The following is a 20,299-nucleotide window of genomic DNA, read 5'->3' as shown; positions in this document are numbered from 1 at the left end:
ATCTAGTTTTAGTACAGAATTCTTGCCAGAACGTCCAAAAGAACGTTGAACTCGCTCCCGTGCCGTGGCTCTGCAGCTGTCTTCGGGAAATTACGTCGTATTGATCTGAGGGGACAAATGAAACATTCCGCACACAAGCGCACTGCAAACACGGCAGGCCTTGCATTCCAGCTGAGCCCGGTCGCGGTCGGCTGCGCCATTTTCGTATCGGTCATGGCCGGTAACGCCACCGCACAAACCGCGGTCACCGAGCCAGCGGCCGAGGCGCCGATCCAGACCGTCCAGGTCACCGGCATCCGCCGCGCGATCGAAAACGCAATCGCCGTCAAGCGCGACGCCACCGGCGTCGTCGAAGCCATTTCCGCCGAAGACATCGGCAAGCTGCCGGACATCTCGATCGCCGAATCGCTGGCACGCCTGCCGGGCCTGTCGGCCCAGCGCGTCAATGGCCAGGCGCAGCAGATCAGCATCCGCGGCACCTCGGGCGACCTGTCGACCGCCTTGCTCAACGGCCGCGAACAGGTCAGCACCAGCTCGAACCGTACCGTCGAATACGACCAGTACCCGTCCGAACTGATCAACGGCGTCACCGTCTACAAAACCAGCGACGCCGGCCTCGTCGGCCAGGGCCTGTCGGGCACCGTCGACCTGCAGACCATCAAGCCGCTGTCGCTGCGCGAGCGCTCGATCAGCCTGAACGTGCGCGGCGAGCGCAATTCGAAGGGCGAAGTCAGCGCCGGTTCGCCGGACACCGGCAACCGCGTCAGCGCTTCCTACGTCGACCAGTTCGCCAACCGCACCATCGGCGTGGCCATCGGCTACGCGCGCCAGGACAAGCCGAACGTCTCGGAACAGTTCGAGACCTGGGATTGGGTCGACGGCACCGTGGATGGCCAGGCCGCCAAGGTCCCGAAAGGCATGAAGGCCCTCGCCACCACCGGCAACCAGGTCCGTGACGGCCTGATGGGCGTTCTTGAGTACCGCCCGAACCGCAACTTCAGCTCGACCCTGGACGTGTACCACTCGCGCTTCGACCAGGACGAAGTCCGCCGCGGCATGGAAATCCCGCTGAAGGACGACGGCACCGTCGGCTTCACCAACGGGAAGATCGTCAACGGCGTGATGGTCAGCGGCACCGCCACCGACGTCAATCCGGTCGTGCGCAACAACCGCATGTCGCGCGACGACAAGCTGACCGCGTTCGGCTGGAACAACCGCTTCACCTCGGGCGACTGGGTCGGCATCATCGACCTCTCCCACTCGAAGGCCGATCACAAGGAAGAGCTGGTCGAGATCAACGCCGGCCGCGCCACCCGCCAGACCCTCGGCTTCGACTACGGCAACGGCGCCATCCCGAACCTGAACCTGTCGGGCAGCTACGACAACCCGGCCGACATCCGCATCGGCGGCCAGTTCGGCGAAGGCTATGTCAACGCCCCGCACATGACCGACAGGCTGAACTCGGCCCGTGCCAGCGTCGAATACAAGTTCGGCAACGGCCCGTTCAGCAGCGTCGAAGTCGGCTTCAACGTCTCGAAGCGCGAGAAGGAAAAGCAGCACCTGGAAACCGGCTTCTCGAAGCTGGGCGACGGCAGCTTCGCAGCCAACGTGGTCAACGGCTCGCAAGACCTGTACGCGCTGCCGAACACCCTGAGCTGGGACATCAACGGCGTGCTGGCCCAGAACTTCGGCCCGTACACCCCGGCCATCCTGGTGCCTTGGGGCGCGACCAAGAACTGGTCGATCGACGAGAAGGTCAAGACCGGCTACGTCAAGCTCAACATCGACACCGAACTGATGGCCATGCCGCTGCGCGGTAACGTCGGCGTGCAGGTCGTCAAGACCGACCAGAGCTCGACCGCGAACACGCTGCGCGCCTGGCCGTTCGCCGACCTGGTGCCGCTCACCGACGGCAAGAAGTACACCGACTACCTGCCTAGCCTGAACCTGGCCTGGACCCTGCCGGAAGACCAGGTCCTGCGCTTCGGCGTCGGCCGCACGCTGGCACGCGCCCGTCTCGACCAGTTGAACGCCGCGCTGGAAGTCGGCCTGACCCAGCAGAGCACCGGTACGCCGTACGGCAACGGCGGCAACGCCCAGCTGGATCCATGGCGCGCCAACCAGATCGACCTGTCCTACGAAAAGTACTTCGCCAAGAAGGGCTATGTGTCGGCTGCCGGTTTCTACAAGGACCTGAAGTCGTACATCTACAACATCACCGTGCCGCGTGACTTCTCGGAGTACCGCCTGGAAGGCGCCACCAGCAACATCGGCACCATGAACCAGCCGAAGAACGGCGACGGCGGCCGCATCGCCGGCCTCGAGTTCGCCGTGTCGACCCCGCTGGAAGTGCTGCACCCGATGCTGGCCGGCTTCGGCGTCACCGCCAACGCCTCGTTCACCAGCAGCCAGATCGCGATCAAGGACCAGCGTTTCGGCAGCATGGATATCCCGCTGCCAGGCCTGTCCAAGCGCGTGTTCAACGTGACCGGCTACTACGAGGCGAACGGCTTCTCGGCCCGCGTCAGCGGCCGTCGCCGCAGCGACTTCGTTGGCGAGATCGGCGGCATCGGCGGCGCCAGCGAGCTGACCTTCGTCAAGGGCGACACCGTGGTCGACATGCAGCTCGGTTACGACATCCCGCAAGTGAAGGGCCTGTCGGTGCTGTTCCAGGTGAATAACCTGACCGACACCGACTTCCAGACCTATGCGGGTTCGCCGGACCGTCCACGCGGCTATGTGAAATATGGCCGTCAAATGCTGTTGGGTCTGAATTACAAACTGTAATTTCATCCGCATCACAGCAAGCCCTTGCAGGCCATGCCTGCAAGGGCTTTTTTCTTTTCCTCACCGCAAAAATGAGGACTGGTGGCAATTTAGCCACGCCTCCGCGGACGACGGTGTAAACTGTCGCTTCCGTTTCAATTTAAGAGCAACTCATCCATGTCTGACACCCCCATCCCATCGTTTTCCGACCTTAACCTGCCGGCGCCCCTCCTCAAGGCCCTGAAGGACGTTGGCTACGAGACGCCGTCGCCAATCCAGGCAGCCACCATTCCTTTGCTGCTGGAAGGGCGCGACGTGCTGGGGCAGGCGCAGACCGGTACCGGCAAGACCGCGGCCTTCGCGCTGCCGGTGCTGGCCCGCATCGACACCAAGCAGCACGCGCCGCAGGCCCTGGTGCTGGCGCCGACGCGCGAGCTGGCGATCCAGGTGGCGGAAGCCTTCCAGAGCTACGCCGCGCACATGAAGAATTTCGCCGTGCTGCCGATCTACGGCGGCCAGAGCTACGGTCCGCAGCTGCAGGCCTTGCGCCGTGGCGTGCAGATCATCGTCGGCACCCCGGGCCGCGTGATCGATCACATGGAGAAGGGTTCGCTCGACCTGTCGCAGCTGAAAACCCTGGTGCTCGACGAAGCCGACGAAATGCTGCGCATGGGCTTCATCGACGACGTCGAAGCCATCCTCAAGCGCATTCCCGAAGAGCGCCAGATCGCGCTGTTCTCGGCCACCATGCCGTCGGCGATCGCGCGCATTGCCAAGACCTACCTGCGCAACCCGGCTGAAGTCACGGTGGCGGCAAAAACCGGCACCGCCGACAACATCACCCAGCGCTACTGGCTGGTGTCGGGCATGCAGAAGCTGGAAGCGCTGACGCGCATCCTGGAAGCCGAGCCTTTCGACGGCATGATCATTTTTGCGCGCACCAAGCTCGGTACCGAGGAACTGGCAACGAAGCTGCAGGCACGCGGCTTCGCGGCCACTGCCATCAACGGCGACATGGCCCAGGTGCAGCGCGAGCGCACCATCGAGCAGCTCAAGAACGGCAAGATCGACATCCTGGTCGCCACCGACGTCGCCGCGCGCGGCCTCGACGTCGAACGCATCAGCCATGTCATCAACTACGACGTGCCGTCGGATCCGGAAAGCTATACCCACCGCATCGGCCGTACCGGCCGCGCCGGCCGCAGCGGCGACGCCATCCTGTTCATCACGCCGCGCGAGCGCGGGCTGCTCAAAGCCATCGAACGCGCCACGCGCCAGCCGGTGGCGGCGCTGACGCTGCCGACGATCAAGGCGGTGAACGATGTGCGCATCGCGAAATTCAAGGACCAGATCACGGAAACCCTGGAAGCGGGCGGCCTGGAGCAGTTCCGCTCGCTGATCGAGGACTACGAGCGCGAGAACAACGTGCCGGCGGTGGACATCGCCGCCGCGCTGGCAAAGCTCGGCCGTGGCGACGTTCCGCTGCTGCTGGAAAAGCCGGACCGCGAAGCCAAGCCGTCGAGCTGGGAAGAGCGCCCATCGCGCACCGACTTCGTCGAGCGCCTGCCGCGTGCGCCGCGCGATGCGGCACCCAACTGGGAAGACCGTCCGGCCCGTCCGCAGCGCGAGTTCGGGGCCAACAGCGGCGCCAGCACCGGCTTCAAGAAGGAGCGCGTGATGCGCACGCCGGAAGCGGGCATGGCGACTTACCGCATCGAAGTCGGCCATGTGAATGGCGTCAAGCCGGGCAACATCGTCGGCGCGATCGCCAACGAAGCGAACATCGACTCCAAGCTGATCGGCCGCATCGAAATCTACGACGACTTCAGCACCCTGGACCTGCCGGCCGACCTGCCCAACGACCTGCTCGGCCACCTGAAGGGCGTGTGGGTCGCGGGCCAGCAGCTCAACATCACGCGCGATGGCGAGGAAGCACCGCCGCCGAAAAAGGCCTTCTTCAAGAAGGCCGGTGACCGCCGCTTCGCCGAGAAGGATGGCGCGAAGAAGCCGCACCGCAAGGGACCGAAGCCGGAGTGAGGGCGTCGCGTGGACGGCTGGCCGTCCACGCGTTCAATATAGATCCGCATACCTTCGTCGCCGCAGGCACGTAGGGTGGGCTCTTGAGCCCACGCGGTCTCACCGGCTGCTGAGTAGCGCTGGTATTTGAGTGTTGGCGTTCGCGTTTCCTTCAGCGTTTCGATACGCTGTTGCCTGAATCCGCGTGGGCTCGTGAATGAGGCCCCCGGCCACATTCACCCCGCCCTACGTTGACGCTAGCGCGCCGCCTTCTGGTCCGCAAACATCCACAGCAGCGCCGCCCGCAATTCCCCGCTCCAGAATCCCTCGTTATGGCGCTGTTCCGGCACGATGCGCAAGACCGTATTCGCCGCCGGATGCCCGCTCGTCCGCACCACCTGCGCCATGCGTTCCACATCCGGCACCATCGACTCGCCTTCCTTTTCGCCCATCAACAGGTAAACCCGCGCGTCCTTCGGCAGCGGATGTTGCGCCATGAAGCCGTACGAGGGCTCGGCGGTCCAGTAGGCCGGCGAGAACACGCCCGCCTTGCTGAAGACATCCGGATACTGCGCGATCGCGTAGTGCGAGGCCAGCCCGCCCATCGAGCTGCCCATGATGGCGGTATGCGCGCGGTCGGGCAGGGTGCGGTAACGGGCGTCGATCAGGGGTTTCAGCGTCTTGACGATGAAGTCCATGTACTGCCTGCCCTCGGCGGCGCCGAAGCGCGTGTTGTCCCAGGCGTTCAGTTCCGTCATGCGCTTGTCGCCGCCGTTGTCGACGCCGACCACGATCAGTTCCAGCTTGCCTTCCTTGGCCAGCGCATCGAGCGTTTCGTCGACTTTCCACTCGCCGGCATAGGCGGTGGCATCGTCGAACAGGTTCTGGCCATCGTGCATGTAGAGAACCGGGTAGCGCTTGTTCGAGGTCGCATAGCCCGGCGGCAGGTAGAGGCGCACCTGCCGCTTGCGGTTCAGGGCCGGCATCTCGGGAAGTTCCGGCAGCAGGCTCACACCAGGCAGGGCGGTGGATGCCTTTGGTGGCGGCGCGATGTTGTCGGCCGCCGAAGCAAAACCGCAGAGCGTGGCGGCCAGGGCAAGCGCGAGGAGGGAGCGGGTCAATGTCATGGAGTGACGGGCTTTCATGAGCTTAGTGAGCGCTCGCAAGCGCAGGCGCCGCGACGGGCGCGGCTTTATTCTCGCGTACGAGCAGCCAGAGCACGCTGGAGACGGCGAGGCAGCCGCCGCAGATCAGGAACAGCACGTTCTTGTCGGCCGCCGATTTCAATAGATAGCCGACGCTCGTCGTGGCCAGCTGCGGCAGCACCACCGACAGGTTGAAGAGGCCCATGAAAAAGCCCATGCGGCGCTTGTCCACCTTCTCGCTCATGATCGCGAACGGCAGGCTGACCACGGCCGCCCAGCCGATGCCCACCACCGCCATCAGCGCGTAGAGCGCGCCGGGAGTGCGGGCGAACAGGGCGATGGCAAAGTAGGCCAGGGCCATGATGCCGACGCAGCCCGCCTGGGTGCGCACCCTGCCAAAGCGCGTGACCAGGGGCGCCAGCACCAGGGCCGGCAGCAGGAAGCCGACCACGTTCATCACGGCGAAGGAAATGGCGATCACGTGGCCCGACTGCGCCGCCGCTTCAGAGGGCGTGGCCCCGCTTGCCACCACGTGCTGCTGGATGAAGGCAATGATGTAGACGAACATGGCCTGCACGCCGAACCAGCTGAAGGCGTGCGCGGTCCAGAGGCGCCACAGCTGGCCCCAGTCGGTGCTGGTCGCCTCCTCGGCGCTAGCCTGCTGCGCTGGCGCCAGTTCACGCGGCTCCTCGATCAGGAAGACCGGCAGCACCGAAAAGGCCAGCACGATGAACACGCCCACCGAGATGAGCGCATAGTTGTCGATGTAGGCGCCGATCAGGTAAGCCATCACGCCCCAGAAGCCGGAGATCGTCTGCATCCAGGTGTAGCCGCGCGTGCGCGCCTCGCCTTCGGGCGTGACGTCGGCGATCAGCGAGCGGGTGGGGTTGAAGCTGATGTTGATCGACAGGTCCAGCGTCAGCGCGATGATCACCGCCACCACCAGCAGGTTGGCCGTGCCGAGCAGGCTTGCCACGACCTCGATGCGCGGCAGCAGGAAGACCGACAGCGCCGCCAGCGTGCCGCCGACCAGGATGAAGGGCCGGCGCCGCCCGCCCCAGAACCAGGTCTTGTCGCTGATGAAGCCGATAATGACCTGGCCGAGGATGCCCGCCAGCGGGCCGGCGGCCCAGACGATGCCGATCTCGTGGATGTCGAGGTGGTACCTGGTGCTCAGTAACCAGCTCAGCGCCGAAATCTGGATGCACAGGGCAAAGCCCATGGCGGTGGCGGGCAGGCTGGCCAGGGCGTAGAAGGAAGGGCTCAGCCGGCGCTGGAAGTCGAGCATGGTGTCTCCGTGTTGTTGTGTTATTTGACTACAAAATGGACGTGCCACCTTATAGACATGGCGATTTTACTACCATGTCGCGCGATTGACACTCGGAAAATGCCATGTTATTTTGCTACAAATAGACCTGCATTAGCCCGTCCTCCTGGCCTACCGGACGGGGACGCTCCCAGACACTTCCCGCACGGCATCCGCGCCGGCAGGACAATCAATGGAGCGTTCGCCATATACAGAGAGCCCGGCTACCTGCGCCGGGCCGCTTGGGGACACAGATGGACATGCATACCAACGCGCTCAAGCCACGCCTGTCGTTCTGGCAGCTGTGGAACATGAGCTTCGGCTTCTTCGGCATCCAGTTCGGCTTCGCCCTGCAGAACGCCAATACCAGCCGCATCTTTTCGACCCTGGGCGCCAATCCCGACGACCTGGCCCTGTTCTGGCTGGCCGCGCCGGTCACGGGCCTGCTGGTGCAGCCGGTGATCGGCTACATGAGCGACAACACCTGGCACCCGAAGTGGGGCCGGCGCCGTCCCTTCTTCTTCATCGGCGCGCTGCTGGCCGCCATCGCCCTGTTCCTGATGCCGAATTCCTCGGCGCTGTGGATGGCCGTGGCCGTACTGTGGATGATGGACGCGGCGATCAACGTCTCGATGGAGCCCTTCCGCGCCTTCGTCGGCGACAAGCTCGACGCCTCGCAGCAGACGGCCGGCTACGCGATGCAGACCTTCTTCATCGGCTGTGGCGCGGTGATCGCCTCGCTGCTGCCGACGATCTTCACCGAGCTCGGTGTCTCGAACGTGCCGGTGGACGGCATGATTCCCGACACCGTGCGCTACTCCTTCTACGCCGGTGCCGTGGTGTTCATGACGGCCGTCAGCTGGACCGTGTTCACCGCCGACGAACTGCCGCCGCCCGACCTGGACAGCTTTCAGCACGAGCGCCAGCAGGCACGCAATGTCGGCGTGGCGCTGGCCGAAATCGTCGGCGGTTTTGCCAGGATGCCGAAAACGATGGTGCAGCTGGCCTTTGTCCAGTTCTTCACCTGGATCGCGCTCTTCGCCATGTGGATCTATACCGGCAGCGCGATTGCCGATACCGTCTGGGGCACGCGCGACGCCCAGTCGGCGGCCTACCAGGCGGCCGGCAACCACGTCGGCATCATGTTCGCGGTGTACAGCGGCGTCTCCGCGCTGGCCGCCTTCATCCTGCCGGTCTTTGCCCGTGCGACCAGCCGCAAGACGGTGCACTTCACCTGCCTCGCCATCGGCGGCATCAGCCTGGCGAGCATCGCCCTGATCCACGAGCGCGACATGCTGATGCTGCCGATGATCGGCGTCGGCATCGCCTGGGCGAGCATCCTCACCATGCCGTACGCGATCCTGGCGGGCTCGCTGCCGGCCAAGCGCATGGGTTACTTCATGGGCCTGTTCAACTTCTTCGTGGTGATCCCGCAGATCGTCAGCGGCCTGCTGCTCGGTTTCGTCACGCGCGCCTTCTTCGACGGCCACACGGTGCTGACGCTGGCGCTCGGTGGCGGCTGCATGCTCGTTGCCGCCGTACTGACGCTGGCCGTGACGGACAAGGCACGCAATTAAACCGCGCCTGCGCGCCACCATTTCCGCTCCTGTCGTATCGTAACGTTTTGTTAATAAACGCATCAACGACGAATACACAAACAGGAGCGGAGCATGACCATCCAGACCGTGGCGACCACGCCATTCACGGGACAACGCCCGGGCACCTCGGGCCTGCGCAAGAAGGTGACCGAATTCCAGCAACCGGGCTACCTCGAGAATTTTGTCGAAGCGATTTTCCTGACCCTGGGCGACTTGTCCGGCCAGACCCTGGTCGTCGGCGGCGACGGCCGCTACTTCAACCGCAATGCCATCCAGACCATCCTGCACATGGCCGCCGCCCATGGCGTGGCGCGCGTGCTGGTCGGGCGCGGCGGCATCCTGTCGACGCCCGCGGTCAGCTGCGTGATCCGCAAGCACAAGGCCTTTGGCGGCATCGTGCTCTCGGCCAGCCATAACCCCGGCGGCCCGGACGGCGACTTCGGCATCAAGTACAACATCGGCAACGGCGGCCCGGCGCCGGAGAAAATCACCGAAGCGATCTTCGCCCAGACCCAGGGCTTGACCTCCTGCCGCATCAGCGACGCGCCGCCCGTCAACCTCGACGACATCGGCAGCACCCAGCTGGAAGGCATGGCGGTCGAGGTCATCGATCCGGTGGCCGACTACGCGGAACTGATGGGGCGCCTGTTCGACTTCGACGCCATCCGGGCACTGTTCCAGCGCGGTTTCACGATGCGCTTCGACGGCATGAGCGCCGTCTCCGGCCCGTATGCGAAGGCCATTATCGAAGGCATGCTCGGTGCCCCCGCTGGCACCGTCATCAATGCCGAACCGCTCGAAGACTTCGGCGGACACCATCCGGACCCGAACCCCGTCAACGCCGCCGAACTGATCGCCCTGATGAACGGCCCGGATGCGCCCGACTTCGGCGCCGCGTCGGACGGCGACGGCGACCGCAACATGATCGTGGGCCGCAACCTGGCCGTGACGCCTTCGGACAGCCTGGCCATCATCGCTGCCAACGCGACGCTGGCGCCGGGCTATGCCGGCGGCATCAAGGGCATCGCCCGTTCGATGCCGACATCGACCGCCGCCGACCGCGTGGCGGAGGCGCTCGGCATTTCCTGCTTCGAGACCCCGACCGGCTGGAAGTACTTCGGCAACCTGATGGACGCCGGCATGGTCACCCTGTGCGGTGAAGAGAGTTATGGCACAGGGTCCGACCACGTGCGCGAAAAGGACGGCCTGTGGGCCGTGCTGTTCTGGCTGAACATCATCGCCGCCAGCGGCAAGTCGGTCGGCCAGCTCGTCAGCGAGCACTGGGCGCGCTTCGGTCGCAATTATTATTCGCGCCATGACTACGAGGCGGTCGACGCCATGGCCGCCGACGCCATGATGACGGCGCTGCGCGAGAAGCTGCCGAAGCTGGCCGGCCAGACCCTTGGAGAGGGGGCAGATGCGTACCGCGTGGCACTGGCCGACGATTTCGTCTACACCGACCCGGTCGACAAGTCGATCGCTTCGCGCCAGGGTGTGCGCATCGTCATGACGGATGGTTCGCGCATCGTGTTCCGCCTGTCCGGCACGGGCACGGAAGGCGCCACCATTCGTGTCTACCTCGAGCGCTACGAGGCCGATCCGGGCCGCCACGACCTCGACACCCAGCAAGCCTTGTCAAGCCTGATCGCGATTGCCGACGGCGTCTCCGAACTGCGCCAGCGCACCGGCCGCGCGCTGCCGAGCGTGATCACCTGATTTTCAACCTACAGGAACCCTGCATGAAACTACCCGCACTTGCCGTCTCCCTGCTGCTGGGCCTTGGCTCGGCCCACGCCGCCGCACCGTGGTCGGCGCCGAGCAAACCCTTCACATGGGAGAACGCGACCGTCTACTTCCTCCTGACGGACCGCTTCAACAACGGCAACCCGGCCAACGACCTGGCCTATGGACGCAAGAACGATGCGGCAAAACTGCGTGGTTTCATGGGAGGCGATTTCGCCGGCATCACGGCGAAAATCAAGGAAGGGTATTTCGACGAGCTGGGCGTGACCGCCATCTGGATCACGCCGCCCGTCGAGCAGATCCATGCCGGCACCGACGAAGGCACCGGTAAAAGCTATGGCTTCCATGGCTACTGGGCGCGCGACTTCACGGCGGTCGATGCCAATCTCGGCACCGAGGACGAGCTGAAAACCCTGGTCGACACCGCGCATGCGCACGGCATTCGCGTGCTGCTCGACGTGGTGATGAACCACACGGGACCGGTGACCGATCTCGATCCGGTGTGGCCGGCGGAATGGGTACGTACGAGCCCGGCCTGCACCTACAAGGACGCGCGCACGACCATCGAATGCACACTGGTGAAGAACCTGCCCGACATCCGCACCGACCGCAACGACCCCGTGGCGCTGCCGCCGCACCTGACGGAGAAATGGAAGCGGGAAGGGCGCTACGAGCGCGAGGTGAAAGAGCTCGACGCCTTCTTCAAGCGCACCGGCTACCCGCGCGCGCCGCGCTACTACCTGATGAAGTGGCATGCCGACTGGGTACGCAAATACGGCTTCGACGGCTTCCGCGCCGACACCGTCAAGCATACCGAACCGGGCGTGTGGAAAGACCTGAAGAAGGTCGCGAGCGCCGCCTTCGAGGACTGGAAGCGGGCAAACCCGGACAAGAAGCTGGGCGACACGCCCTTCTACATGACCTCCGAGGTCTACAACTACAGCATCAAGCACGGCCGCGCGTTCGACCTGGGCGGAACAAAGGTGGACTACCCGGCCCAGGGCTTCGACAGCATGATCAACTTCGGCATGAAGACCGACGCCGCCGAGCCCTACGAAAAGCTGTTCAGCGATTATTCCCAGGCCCTGCAAGGACCGATGAAGGGTTATTCGGTGCTGAACTACGTCAGTTCGCACGACGACGACAAGCCCTATGACGCCATGCGCGAGCGCCCCTACGAGACGGCCAACAAGCTGCTGCTGGCGCCGGGCGCCGCCCAGGTCTACTACGGCGACGAGACCGCGCGCCTGTTGAAAGTGGAGGGCGCCGAGGGCGACGCCACGCTGCGCTCGTTCATGAACTGGGACGAACTGGCATCGAACGCCCAGCGCGGACTGAACCGCGTGCGCGACGTGCGCGAACACTGGGCCAGGCTGGCGCGCTTCCGCCAGGCGCATCCGGCCGTGGGCGCCGGCGTGCACCGCATGCTCCAGCACTATCCCTACACCTTCAAGCGCACCTATGAAAAGAATGGCGTGGTCGACCGCGTGGTCGTCGCGCTGGACCTGCCGCTTGATAAACCGGTCGCGGTGCCGGTGACGGGCGTCTTCATGGACGGCCAGACCGTGCGCGACTGGTATTCGGGCACGCGCGCCATCGTCAAGGGCGGCAAGGTGCAGTTCGAGTCGCGCAACAAGGTGGTGCTGATCGGGCAGGAATAGGGCGTAGGGTGTGCGGCTCCACCCGACGATGTGAACACACGCGGCTTGAGCGCCTGCTGCGCGTAACGCGGGCATTTAGCCCGCCTCACCCCACGCGTTCAAATCACGTATGCATTGACGCGCCATCGAACGACGCGAGGTTTCTTACGCTGGTTGAACGCGTGGGCGGCGTTCAGGCCGCCGATAGTCACAAGGCCGGGTGGAGCCGCACACCCTACGGGCATCGCCGCATCGGGTTCTGGGCTAGACTCGATCTGTCCGCCAACCCGACCCGAACCGCCATGACTTCCCATCGCCTGCCTCGCATCGCCGCCAGCCTCGCCCTGTCGCTGGCTTTCCTCAGCGCCCACGCCGCCGACGAACCTTTCTACGGCTCCGAGCTCGAGGGTTTCGCCTACCCCGCACCGGTGAGGCAGTTCAACTTCACGTCGCAGGGCGTGAAGCTGCACATGGCCTACATGGATATCGCGCCGCAGGGCAAGGCCAACGGCCGCACCGTCGTCCTCCTGCATGGCAAGAACTTTTGCGGCGCAACCTGGGAGACGAGCATGAAGGCACTCAGCGGCGCAGGCTACCGCGTGGTGGTGCCGGACCAGATCGGCTTTTGTAAATCGAGCAAACCGCAGCATTACCAGTACAGCTTCCAGCAGCTGGCCGACAACACGCACGCCCTGCTCGCGTCGATCGGCGTGACGAACGCCACCGTCATGGGCCACTCGACCGGCGGCATGCTCGCGGTACGTTATGGCCTGCTGTTCCCGCGCGAGACCGAGGCCCTGGTGCTGGTCAATCCGATCGGGCTGGAAGACTGGAAGGCGCTGGGCGTGCCGTCGCTCGGTGTCGACAAGTGGTATGCGCGCGAGCTGCAGACCACGGCCGAGAAGATCCGCAACTACGAGAAGGCGACCTATTACGTCAATCAGTGGAAGCCGGAATACGAGCCCTGGGTGCAGATGCTGGCCGGGATGTATCGCGGGCCGCGCAAGGAGCTCGTTGCCTGGAATTCGGCGCTCATCTACGACATGATCTATACCCAGCCGGTGGTGTACGAGTTCCCGCTGTTGTCCATGCCGACGCTGCTGCTGATCGGCCTGAAGGACACCACTGCGATCGGCAAGGACGCGGCGCCGGAAAGCCTGCGCCGCAAGCTGGGTAACTATGCGGAGCTGGCGAAGAAGACCGCGAAAGCGATCCCGCGCTCGACCCTGGTGACCTTCCCGGACATGGGCCATGCGCCGCAGATGCAGGACCCGAAGGCCTTCCATGTGGCGCTGCTGAAAGGGCTGGCCGCGCAAAAATAGGAAACCCGGTCACCTTGGGTTTTCAACTGGCAGTTGAAAAAAACATAAGTTTCGTGCTAGCGTACGGGGCCCATCATCTGGAGGCCCCATGAAACCTCGCATCGCCCTGCTGTCCGTCCTGAGCTTATGCCTGCTCCTCTCCGCCTGCAGCAGGAACAAGGACGACGCTGCCGACGACACGCACACCCAGGCCGAGGCCGTTGCCCAGGACGACGCCGGCGCCCAGTCTGAAGAAGCGCCGCCGCCACCGCCACCCGTGATGGATTACTGGAAGGTGGTCGGCCCGCTGGTTGCCGGCGACTACAGCGGCGCCTGCATGCGCAAGCCCGATGCGCGCAAGATGGAGGCCAGCGTGAAAGTGGGCGCCGACGGCAAGGCCTCGTCGAATGGCCTGGAAGTGGACTTCCGCGAGTCGAAGAAGACGATGCTGTCGCGCCAGCGCGATGCCAAAGGCCAGTACACCGCCATGGCGCTGTTCTCGGTGGACGAACAAAAGGGCGGCATGCTCACAGTGCTGTCCAGCCGCGATGGCGGCAAGGGTGCGGTCAACCTCGAGCGCGACGACCTCGGGATCATGTGCAGCGAAGTCGCCGGCACCGACAAGCTCAGTGCCCAGCCCCTGTACCAGGTGCTTGCCGCCCTGGCGCTCGGCAAGAAGCAGACCGTCAGCTGCGTCGATACCAAAAACCTGCTGGTACGGCGCGATACCGAGGTCGAATTCAGCGACGGCGTGCTCAGGATCGGCGACGCCTCGTATGCCGTCAAGGATGCCCTCTTCGAGACCTACGGCTTCGACGATGCCGGCCGCTCGGTGTCGCTGGGCGTGGGCCTGCCGGACAAGCACAATATCAGCCTGTCGTTCGACGGCGCCGGCAAGCTCACCGGCGTGATGGGCCTGAACGAACGCGAGTCCACCCACTCCTGCGAGGCAAAGCAGTAAGGCGGCTGTCCTGCCGGGACGGGCAACACTTCGGACAACCATACGGAGCTTCCATGCAGCTCGCGCAGCGAATGACCTTCCTGCGGCGCCTTGCTTCCATCCTGCTGGCGGTGTGCTTCGTGCTGCCGCTTTCCCAGTGCGATACGAAATTCGATGAGGGAGGCAAACCTGTGGAGGTCACGCGGCATACCGAGCTGCGTGCCTATGAACTCGTGCAGGCGTACGTGCAGGATGTCGGGAAGGGCGAGCTCGCCAAGGGCCTGCAAGGCATCGCCATTGTCGCATCGGTGTTCTTCCTGCCCCTGGCATCCTGGAAGCTCCGGCAATCGGGGCGGGCGCTGGTGCATGTGGCCGCGTCGCCGTTTACCGGCTATGTCCTGTTCGGATGGGTATTCGTGTTTGCCAGCCGTCCGCTCTTCGGAGGCATCCTCGCGGTGCTGTGCTGGGCGGTTCTTCTCCTGTCGAACTGCGTGACGCTTGCGCAGCGCCTGCGGCAACGGCGCAGGCAGAAGGCCGGCGTGCACGGCGCAGGCGCCTGAAAAGCAGCCCAGCCCCCTTCGTAGCAATCAAACAATGCTATGCTACGCGCGTCCCAGGTATCCCAGCCGTCGAGCATCGCGATGATCACCGAACCAGAAATCGAACAGAAACCCAGCCGTGCCTCCTACGCCGACGGCCCGCGCCTGCTGGCCGACATCGGCGCCACCACGCCCGCCTCGCGCTCGAGACGGCGCCCGGCGTGCTGCGCCAGACCGCGGTGCTGCGCTGCGAAGACTACAGCGGCATCGTCCCGCTGCTGAACACTTACCTGGCGCAGCACGGCAACGAGCGCATCTCGCACGCGGCCTTTGCGATGGCCAACCCGATCAGCGGCGACCTGGTACGCATGACCAACCGCGACTGGCAGTTCTCGACCGACGAAGTGCGCCGTGCGATGGGCTGGTCGACGCTCCTGATCGTCAACGACTTCACGGCATTGGCGATGGCGCTGCCGGCCTGGGCGCAAACGACGTGCTGCAGATCGGCGGCGGCAAGCCGGCCCCGCATGCGGTGGCGGGCGTGCTCGGCGCCGGTACCGGCCTGGGCGTCTCGGGCGTGATCCCGACCGCCGACGGTTTCATCACCCTCGGCAGCGAGGGCGGCCACGTCAACTTCGCCCCCGCCGACGAACGCGAATTCGCCATCCTGCAGTACGCCTGGCGCGAGTGGCCGCACGTGTCGAACGAGCGCATCCTCTCCGGCCCCGGCATGGAGCTGGTGTACCGCGCGCTGGCCGAAAGAAATGGCGCGAATGTGGCAAATTCGGCCCCCGCGCGCAGCGCCGCCGAGATCGTCAGCTGCGCGCTCGAACAGCAGGATCCCCTGTGCCCGGAAGTGCTCGAGTGCTTCGCCGGCATGCTCGGCGGCGCCGCGGCCAACCTGGCCGTGACGCTGGGCGCCTTTGGCGGCATCTTCATTGGCGGCGGCATCGTGCCGCGCATTGCGCAATGGTTCGCTACCTCGCCCTTCCGCGCGCGCTTCGAGGCCAAGGGACGTTTCACCGACTACCTGGCGCAAATTCCAACCTACGTCATCATGACGCCGAACCCCGCCCTGCGCGGCGTGTCGACGATTTTGTCCGAACACCTGCGCGGACGCAGCGGCGCCAATACCTTGATGGAGCGCGTGCAGCACCTGCAGCACGAATTGTCGCCGGCCGAGCAGCGCGTGGCCGCACTCGTGCTGGAGCATCCGCGCAAGGTGCTGTCCGAGCCGATCGCCGAGATCGCGCGCCTGGCCGACGTCAGCCAGCCGACCGTCATCCGCTTCTGCCGCTCGCTCGGCTTCCAGGGCCTGGCCGAATTCAAGCTGAAATTCGCCGGCAGCCTGACCGGCTCGATCCCCGTGCGCCACAGCCAGGTGCGCATGAGCGACAGCACCCACGACCTGTCGGCGAAGGTGATCGACAACACCGTGTCGGCGATCCTGAAATTCCGCGACGGGCTCGATGTGCATGCGATCGACCGGGCAATCGCGCTGCTGCGGGGTGCCAACAAGGTCGAGTTCTATGCGATGGGGAATGCGCGCGTGGTGGCGCTCGACGGCCAGCACAAGTTCTTCCGTTTTCGGATTCCGACCACGGCCCACGGCGACGCCCACCTGTTCCAGCTCGCGGCCGAACTGCTGCAGCCGAACGACGTCGTGATCGCCATTTCGACGGCAGGGCAGGCGCCGGAACTGCTGTCGGCGGTGGACGCCGCGCGCGCCGCCGGCGCCAGCGTGATTGCCATCACCAGCAGCAAGTCGGCGCTGGCGAAGAAGGCGCACGTGTGCCTGGCGGTGGACCACACCGAGGACAGCACGACCTTCCTGTCGATGATCTCGCGCATCCTGCAGCTGCTGCTGATCGACATCATGGCGGTCGGGATTTCGCTCGGTGCCGGGCAGGACGGCGACATCGAGGCGAGGAAGCTGCTCATTTCGCACCTGGACGTCTGAACGGCGCGGCGGCTACTTCTCGTCAGGCGGCGCCAGCGCCGCGTACCAATCGGCATAAGGCGTATTGGCCGCCATGCGCCGGTTGTAGTCGGGCGCGCCGTCGGTCCACCACACCGGGCCCCGTTCGCCCAGCGCGTGCTTGGCTTCGTCGACCTGCGCCCGCGCGTGGCTTTCGGCTGCGGTATCGCCAGATTTGAGTGCGGCGCCAACCTGGCGGCGCGCATCCATCAGCCGCTTGACCCAGGCCTGCCGCTCTTCCGGGTCCAGGTGCGGATTGCTGCTGCGCCAGAGACGGCCCCTGACCACGAAGTAACGGCCGTCCGGCGTGCCGGGATATTTTTCCTTGTCGGGCATGGCCCGACTATACCCGATCGATCTGCGCCGACGGTCCGTGTTCAGCGAACCGTGGCGGCGGCCAGGCGGCGCGCATCGAATCGCAGCACGAAGGCCTGCACCGCGTTCACCGCGGCCGAGGCCACCCAGTACAGCCCCAAACCGGCCGACAGCTTCCACAGGATGAAGGCGGTGATGACTACCTGGACGACGATCATGAAGGTGGCCGCGCCCGCCGTCTCGGAGGGGAACAAGCAGGCAGACACTGCGGTCAGCACGAGCACGACCGCGGTGAGCGCCACGTCGGGCGAGGCCAGGCTCCTGATCCACAGGAAGGAACCGGCACTGGCCTGGCCGATCGCCTTGTAGAGCAGGCCGAACACCGGCAGCTGGACCAGCCCGCCGAGGATGCTGGAACCGTCCACCATCTTCGCGCCGTTTGCCTCGTAGAGTGTGGATATCGCCACGAACATCGCCTTTGGATCGCCAGCCAGGCGCTGTTTGATCGCGTCGACCTGCGGCTGCAGGGCTTTCATCTTCTGGCGGTTGGCCAGCATCTTGCGCGACAGGTGCAGGGTCAGCGGGAGCAGGGCCAGGCGCACGGCCAGCGCCAGCGCCAGGATCGCCCAGCCCATGTTGCCGTCGAAGAGCTGGGCCAGGTGGGCCATGATTGCCGCCAGGGTTTCGTTCATTTTTTTCTCTCGGTAGTTGACAAAGCACTCATGCCAGCAATTCTACCGAGAGTTTTCTTATGGAAAACCTATCTTTATCGATGTGTTTCTTCGGTTTTTTCGAAGTTCGATATCATCGCCGTGTCAGGCCGGACCCGCCACCGTGCAGCAGCTCGACGTCGCCCGCCGCCGCGGCCGCCGCCAGGTCGGCATGTACGCGGCCCAGGTCCGCACCCTCGCGCAGGCCCATGAAGCAGGTCGCGCGGTTGCGCCCGCCCGACTTCGACTGGTACAGCGCCAGGTCGGCGATGTGCAGCGCGTCGGCCCAGTCCTGGCCCGGCCATGCTGGCCAGGCGATGGTGCCGGCGCTGGCGCGCAGGGAAATCGCCACGCCCTCGTGCATCACCGGTTCGCGGCCCGGGCGTTGAGTGCCTTGGCGGCGACGACCGGCAGCCCGTCGGCCGGGGTACCCGGCAGGACGAGGACGAATTCCTCGCCGCCCCAGCGCACCACCGCATCCTGTTCGCGGACCAGGCCGCGCAGGCGCTCGGCCACCACCTTCAGCACCTCGTCGCCGGCGGCGTGGCCATGGGTGTCGTTGATGCGCTTGAAGTGGTCGACGTCGAGCAGGACCAGGCCCACGGCGGCCTGGTAGCTGCGGTCGCGCGAGCGGCCGTGCACCGTTGCTTCCTGCTGCGCCATCAGCTGTTCGAAATGGCGGCGGTTGAATGCGCCGGTGAGCGGATCGTGGATCGACTGCGAGACCAGCGCCGCGTTGTCGACCACCAGCGCCTGGTTGCGCCGCCGCGTCGTGCGCACCCACTGCGCCAGCAGCGCCGCCGACAGCAGCAGTACCACCGCGAACGCGGCCCACATGCGCTGCTTCCATGCATGCGCGGCCAGTTCGGCGCTGGCGCGGGCGTTCGACAGCGACAACCGTTCGATTTCGCGGCTCTTGCGCTCGGTGGAGAATTTTTCCTGCAGTTCGAGCACGGCCTTTTCGCGCTCGGCGGTGGTGATGTCGCCAGAGAGCTTGACCACACGGCGCAGCGTGGCCAGGGCCTCGCGGTCGCGGCCGGCCGCTTCCAGCACATTGACCTGTTCGGACAGCAGGTCGAGTATCTCGCGGCGCCCGCCCGCCTTCTCGACCATGGCGATTCCCTGCTTCATCAGCGCCATGCCTTCGTCGACGCGGCCGCTGCGGGCCACGGCACTGCCGCGGTTACTCACCGCAAAGCCCACGCCGATGTCGTCGCCCATGCGGCGGGCCAGCTGTTCGGCGGCGAGGGTGTAGCGGATCGCCTCCGGGTACTGGCCGCGATGGATGTGATAGGCCGACAGATTCGATTGCGCCGTCTGCTCGACCTCTTCGGTGCCGCGCGTGTTCCTGGTCAGGCGCAGCACATCGAGCAGCGCCTGGTGCTCCTTCTCGGGTGGTCCGAGGGTGCCGTAGATGTAGCTCTGGTTGATGCGCGTCTGCGCCATGAGGTAGCGAAAGCCGATGCTTTTTGCGAGCGCGTAGGTCTCCTCGGTGACGCGCAGGGCGCTTGCCATGTCGCCGCGTCCAAAGTGGGCGCGCATGAGGCCGTCATCAGGCGTGCCTCGGCCGCCGGCTGCCCGGCGCGGCCCGCGGTCTCGACGGCCCGCATGCCCAGGTCGAGCGCCGCATCGTTCTCGTCGAGCAGCGCCCGCCCACGCGCGAGCATGCCGGGCGCGCCGACTCCAGCCGCAGGTCGCTTGCGGCTGGCAGCTTGGCCAGCGTGTCGAGCAAGGGTTTGATTGCGTTGCGGTCCCGGTTCAATTCCAGCTGGGCCGCCTGGAAGATGAGCCCGTACTCGCCGCAGGGTTGGCAGCGCCCGCTTGCCGCCAGTCGCCCCATCTCCGCGACCGTGGCGTCGAGTTCCTTCTTGTCCCCGCCATGCACGGCAATCATTCCCAGCGTGGCGTGGTAGCGCATCTGCTGCGCGATGGGCGCCTCGGGACCGGGACGGTCCGCGACCGAGCGCAGGCGCTCGATCGCCAGCAGCGGCGAGGGGTAGCCGTGCTGGTCGAGGTCGTCGAGCGCGGTATTCAAGGTGTCCGCCGCGGCGGCGACCCCGCTCCCGCACAAGAGCAGGGAGGCAATCAGCACCTGGCGAAAGCGTGGCAGGCGTACACAAGCAGTGGCGTAAGTCGTTGAAAGCATGTTCTTTTCGAAGAAACCGATCAGCAGGGAATACACTTGCCCAAATGCATTCTACCCGAGCCCATGCGTGTTGCATCGATTAATATGCCTCGTTGTCGCGTGCTTGCCTCCTTCCTGCAATCGATAACCCGTGCCGTACATGCGGGCGCACCGGCC

Annotated in this window: 15 protein-coding genes and 1 pseudogene; 9 read left to right on the top strand and 7 right to left on the bottom strand. The window is 65.4% G+C overall.

All coding sequences use genetic code 11. The annotated features are described in order from the left end of the window. Positions 1–117: 117 nt before the first annotated feature. Positions 118–2,787 (top strand): TonB-dependent receptor, encoded by a 2,670-nt coding sequence (locus G4G28_RS20230; RefSeq protein ID WP_182989665.1) that lies wholly within the window; start codon positions 118–120, stop codon positions 2,785–2,787. 156 nt (positions 2,788–2,943) lie between these two features. Then, the gene (locus tag G4G28_RS20225) at positions 2,944–4,803 is read left to right on the top strand and encodes a DEAD/DEAH box helicase (RefSeq protein WP_182989664.1); all 1,860 of its coding nucleotides are present in this window, start codon (positions 2,944–2,946) and stop codon (positions 4,801–4,803) included. 236 nt (positions 4,804–5,039) lie between these two features. Here G4G28_RS20225 and G4G28_RS20220 read toward each other — a convergent pair whose 3' ends face one another. Both G4G28_RS20220 and G4G28_RS20215 read right to left on the bottom strand, forming a co-directional pair. After that, positions 5,040–5,903, bottom strand: a complete 864-nt coding sequence (locus G4G28_RS20220) for an alpha/beta hydrolase (protein ID WP_229425218.1) — start codon at positions 5,901–5,903, stop codon at positions 5,040–5,042. Between the two features lie 28 nt (positions 5,904–5,931). Continuing rightward, positions 5,932–7,215 (bottom strand): MFS transporter, encoded by a 1,284-nt coding sequence (locus tag G4G28_RS20215; RefSeq protein ID WP_182989662.1) that lies wholly within the window; start codon positions 7,213–7,215, stop codon positions 5,932–5,934. 272 nt (positions 7,216–7,487) lie between these two features. Between G4G28_RS20215 and G4G28_RS20210 the strand changes: the two genes are divergently transcribed. From G4G28_RS20210 to G4G28_RS20180, 7 genes and pseudogenes are all read left to right on the top strand, one after another. Further along, positions 7,488–8,810 carry an MFS transporter gene (locus G4G28_RS20210; protein WP_182989661.1) on the top strand — a complete coding sequence of 441 codons (1,323 nt, stop codon included), beginning with the start codon at positions 7,488–7,490 and terminating at the stop codon, positions 8,808–8,810. Positions 8,811–8,903: 93 nt separating this feature from the next. Further along, on the top strand, positions 8,904–10,547 hold the full coding sequence (locus G4G28_RS20205) for an alpha-D-glucose phosphate-specific phosphoglucomutase (RefSeq protein ID WP_182989660.1): 1,644 nt from the start codon (positions 8,904–8,906) through the stop codon (positions 10,545–10,547). 23 nt (positions 10,548–10,570) lie between these two features. Then, positions 10,571–12,235, top strand: a complete 1,665-nt coding sequence (locus G4G28_RS20200) for an alpha-amylase family glycosyl hydrolase (RefSeq protein ID WP_182989659.1) — start codon at positions 10,571–10,573, stop codon at positions 12,233–12,235. 281 nt (positions 12,236–12,516) lie between these two features. Continuing rightward, on the top strand, positions 12,517–13,536 hold the full coding sequence (locus G4G28_RS20195) for an alpha/beta fold hydrolase (RefSeq protein ID WP_182989658.1): 1,020 nt from the start codon (positions 12,517–12,519) through the stop codon (positions 13,534–13,536). An 88-nt stretch (positions 13,537–13,624) separates the two neighbouring features. Beyond that, on the top strand, positions 13,625–14,476 hold the full coding sequence (locus G4G28_RS20190) for a hypothetical protein (RefSeq protein WP_182989657.1): 852 nt from the start codon (positions 13,625–13,627) through the stop codon (positions 14,474–14,476). 53 nt (positions 14,477–14,529) lie between these two features. Further along, on the top strand, positions 14,530–15,015 hold the full coding sequence (locus G4G28_RS20185) for a hypothetical protein (RefSeq protein WP_182989656.1): 486 nt from the start codon (positions 14,530–14,532) through the stop codon (positions 15,013–15,015). An 81-nt stretch (positions 15,016–15,096) separates the two neighbouring features. Continuing rightward, a pseudogene (locus G4G28_RS20180) lies at positions 15,097–16,954 on the top strand (glucokinase). 12 nt (positions 16,955–16,966) lie between these two features. Here the strand turns inward: G4G28_RS20180 and G4G28_RS20175 are convergent. The 5 genes from G4G28_RS20175 to G4G28_RS20155 form a co-directional block, all read right to left on the bottom strand. Next, positions 16,967–17,308: a hypothetical protein gene (locus G4G28_RS20175; RefSeq protein ID WP_182989654.1), complete on the bottom strand. Its 342-nt coding sequence runs from the start codon at positions 17,306–17,308 to the stop codon at positions 16,967–16,969. A 41-nt stretch (positions 17,309–17,349) separates the two neighbouring features. Beyond that, positions 17,350–17,979 (bottom strand): membrane protein insertase YidC, encoded by a 630-nt coding sequence (yidC, locus tag G4G28_RS20170; protein ID WP_182989653.1) that lies wholly within the window; start codon positions 17,977–17,979, stop codon positions 17,350–17,352. 112 nt (positions 17,980–18,091) lie between these two features. Further along, positions 18,092–18,349 (bottom strand): hypothetical protein, encoded by a 258-nt coding sequence (locus G4G28_RS20165; protein ID WP_210283267.1) that lies wholly within the window; start codon positions 18,347–18,349, stop codon positions 18,092–18,094. Positions 18,350–18,360: 11 nt separating this feature from the next. Then, positions 18,361–19,539: a diguanylate cyclase gene (locus G4G28_RS20160; RefSeq protein ID WP_183107755.1), complete on the bottom strand. Its 1,179-nt coding sequence runs from the start codon at positions 19,537–19,539 to the stop codon at positions 18,361–18,363. Positions 19,540–19,549: 10 nt separating this feature from the next. Continuing rightward, entirely contained in the window at positions 19,550–20,143 is a 594-nt protein-coding gene (locus G4G28_RS20155; RefSeq protein ID WP_183107754.1) for a hypothetical protein, read from the bottom strand. Positions 20,144–20,299: the final 156 nt, after the last annotated feature.

Origin of the sequence: Massilia sp. Dwa41.01b (assembly GCF_014171775.1) — a bacterium.
Taxonomy (GTDB): Bacteria; Pseudomonadota; Gammaproteobacteria; order Burkholderiales; family Burkholderiaceae_D; genus Telluria.
This window is presented reverse-complemented; position numbering and strand designations above follow the sequence as displayed.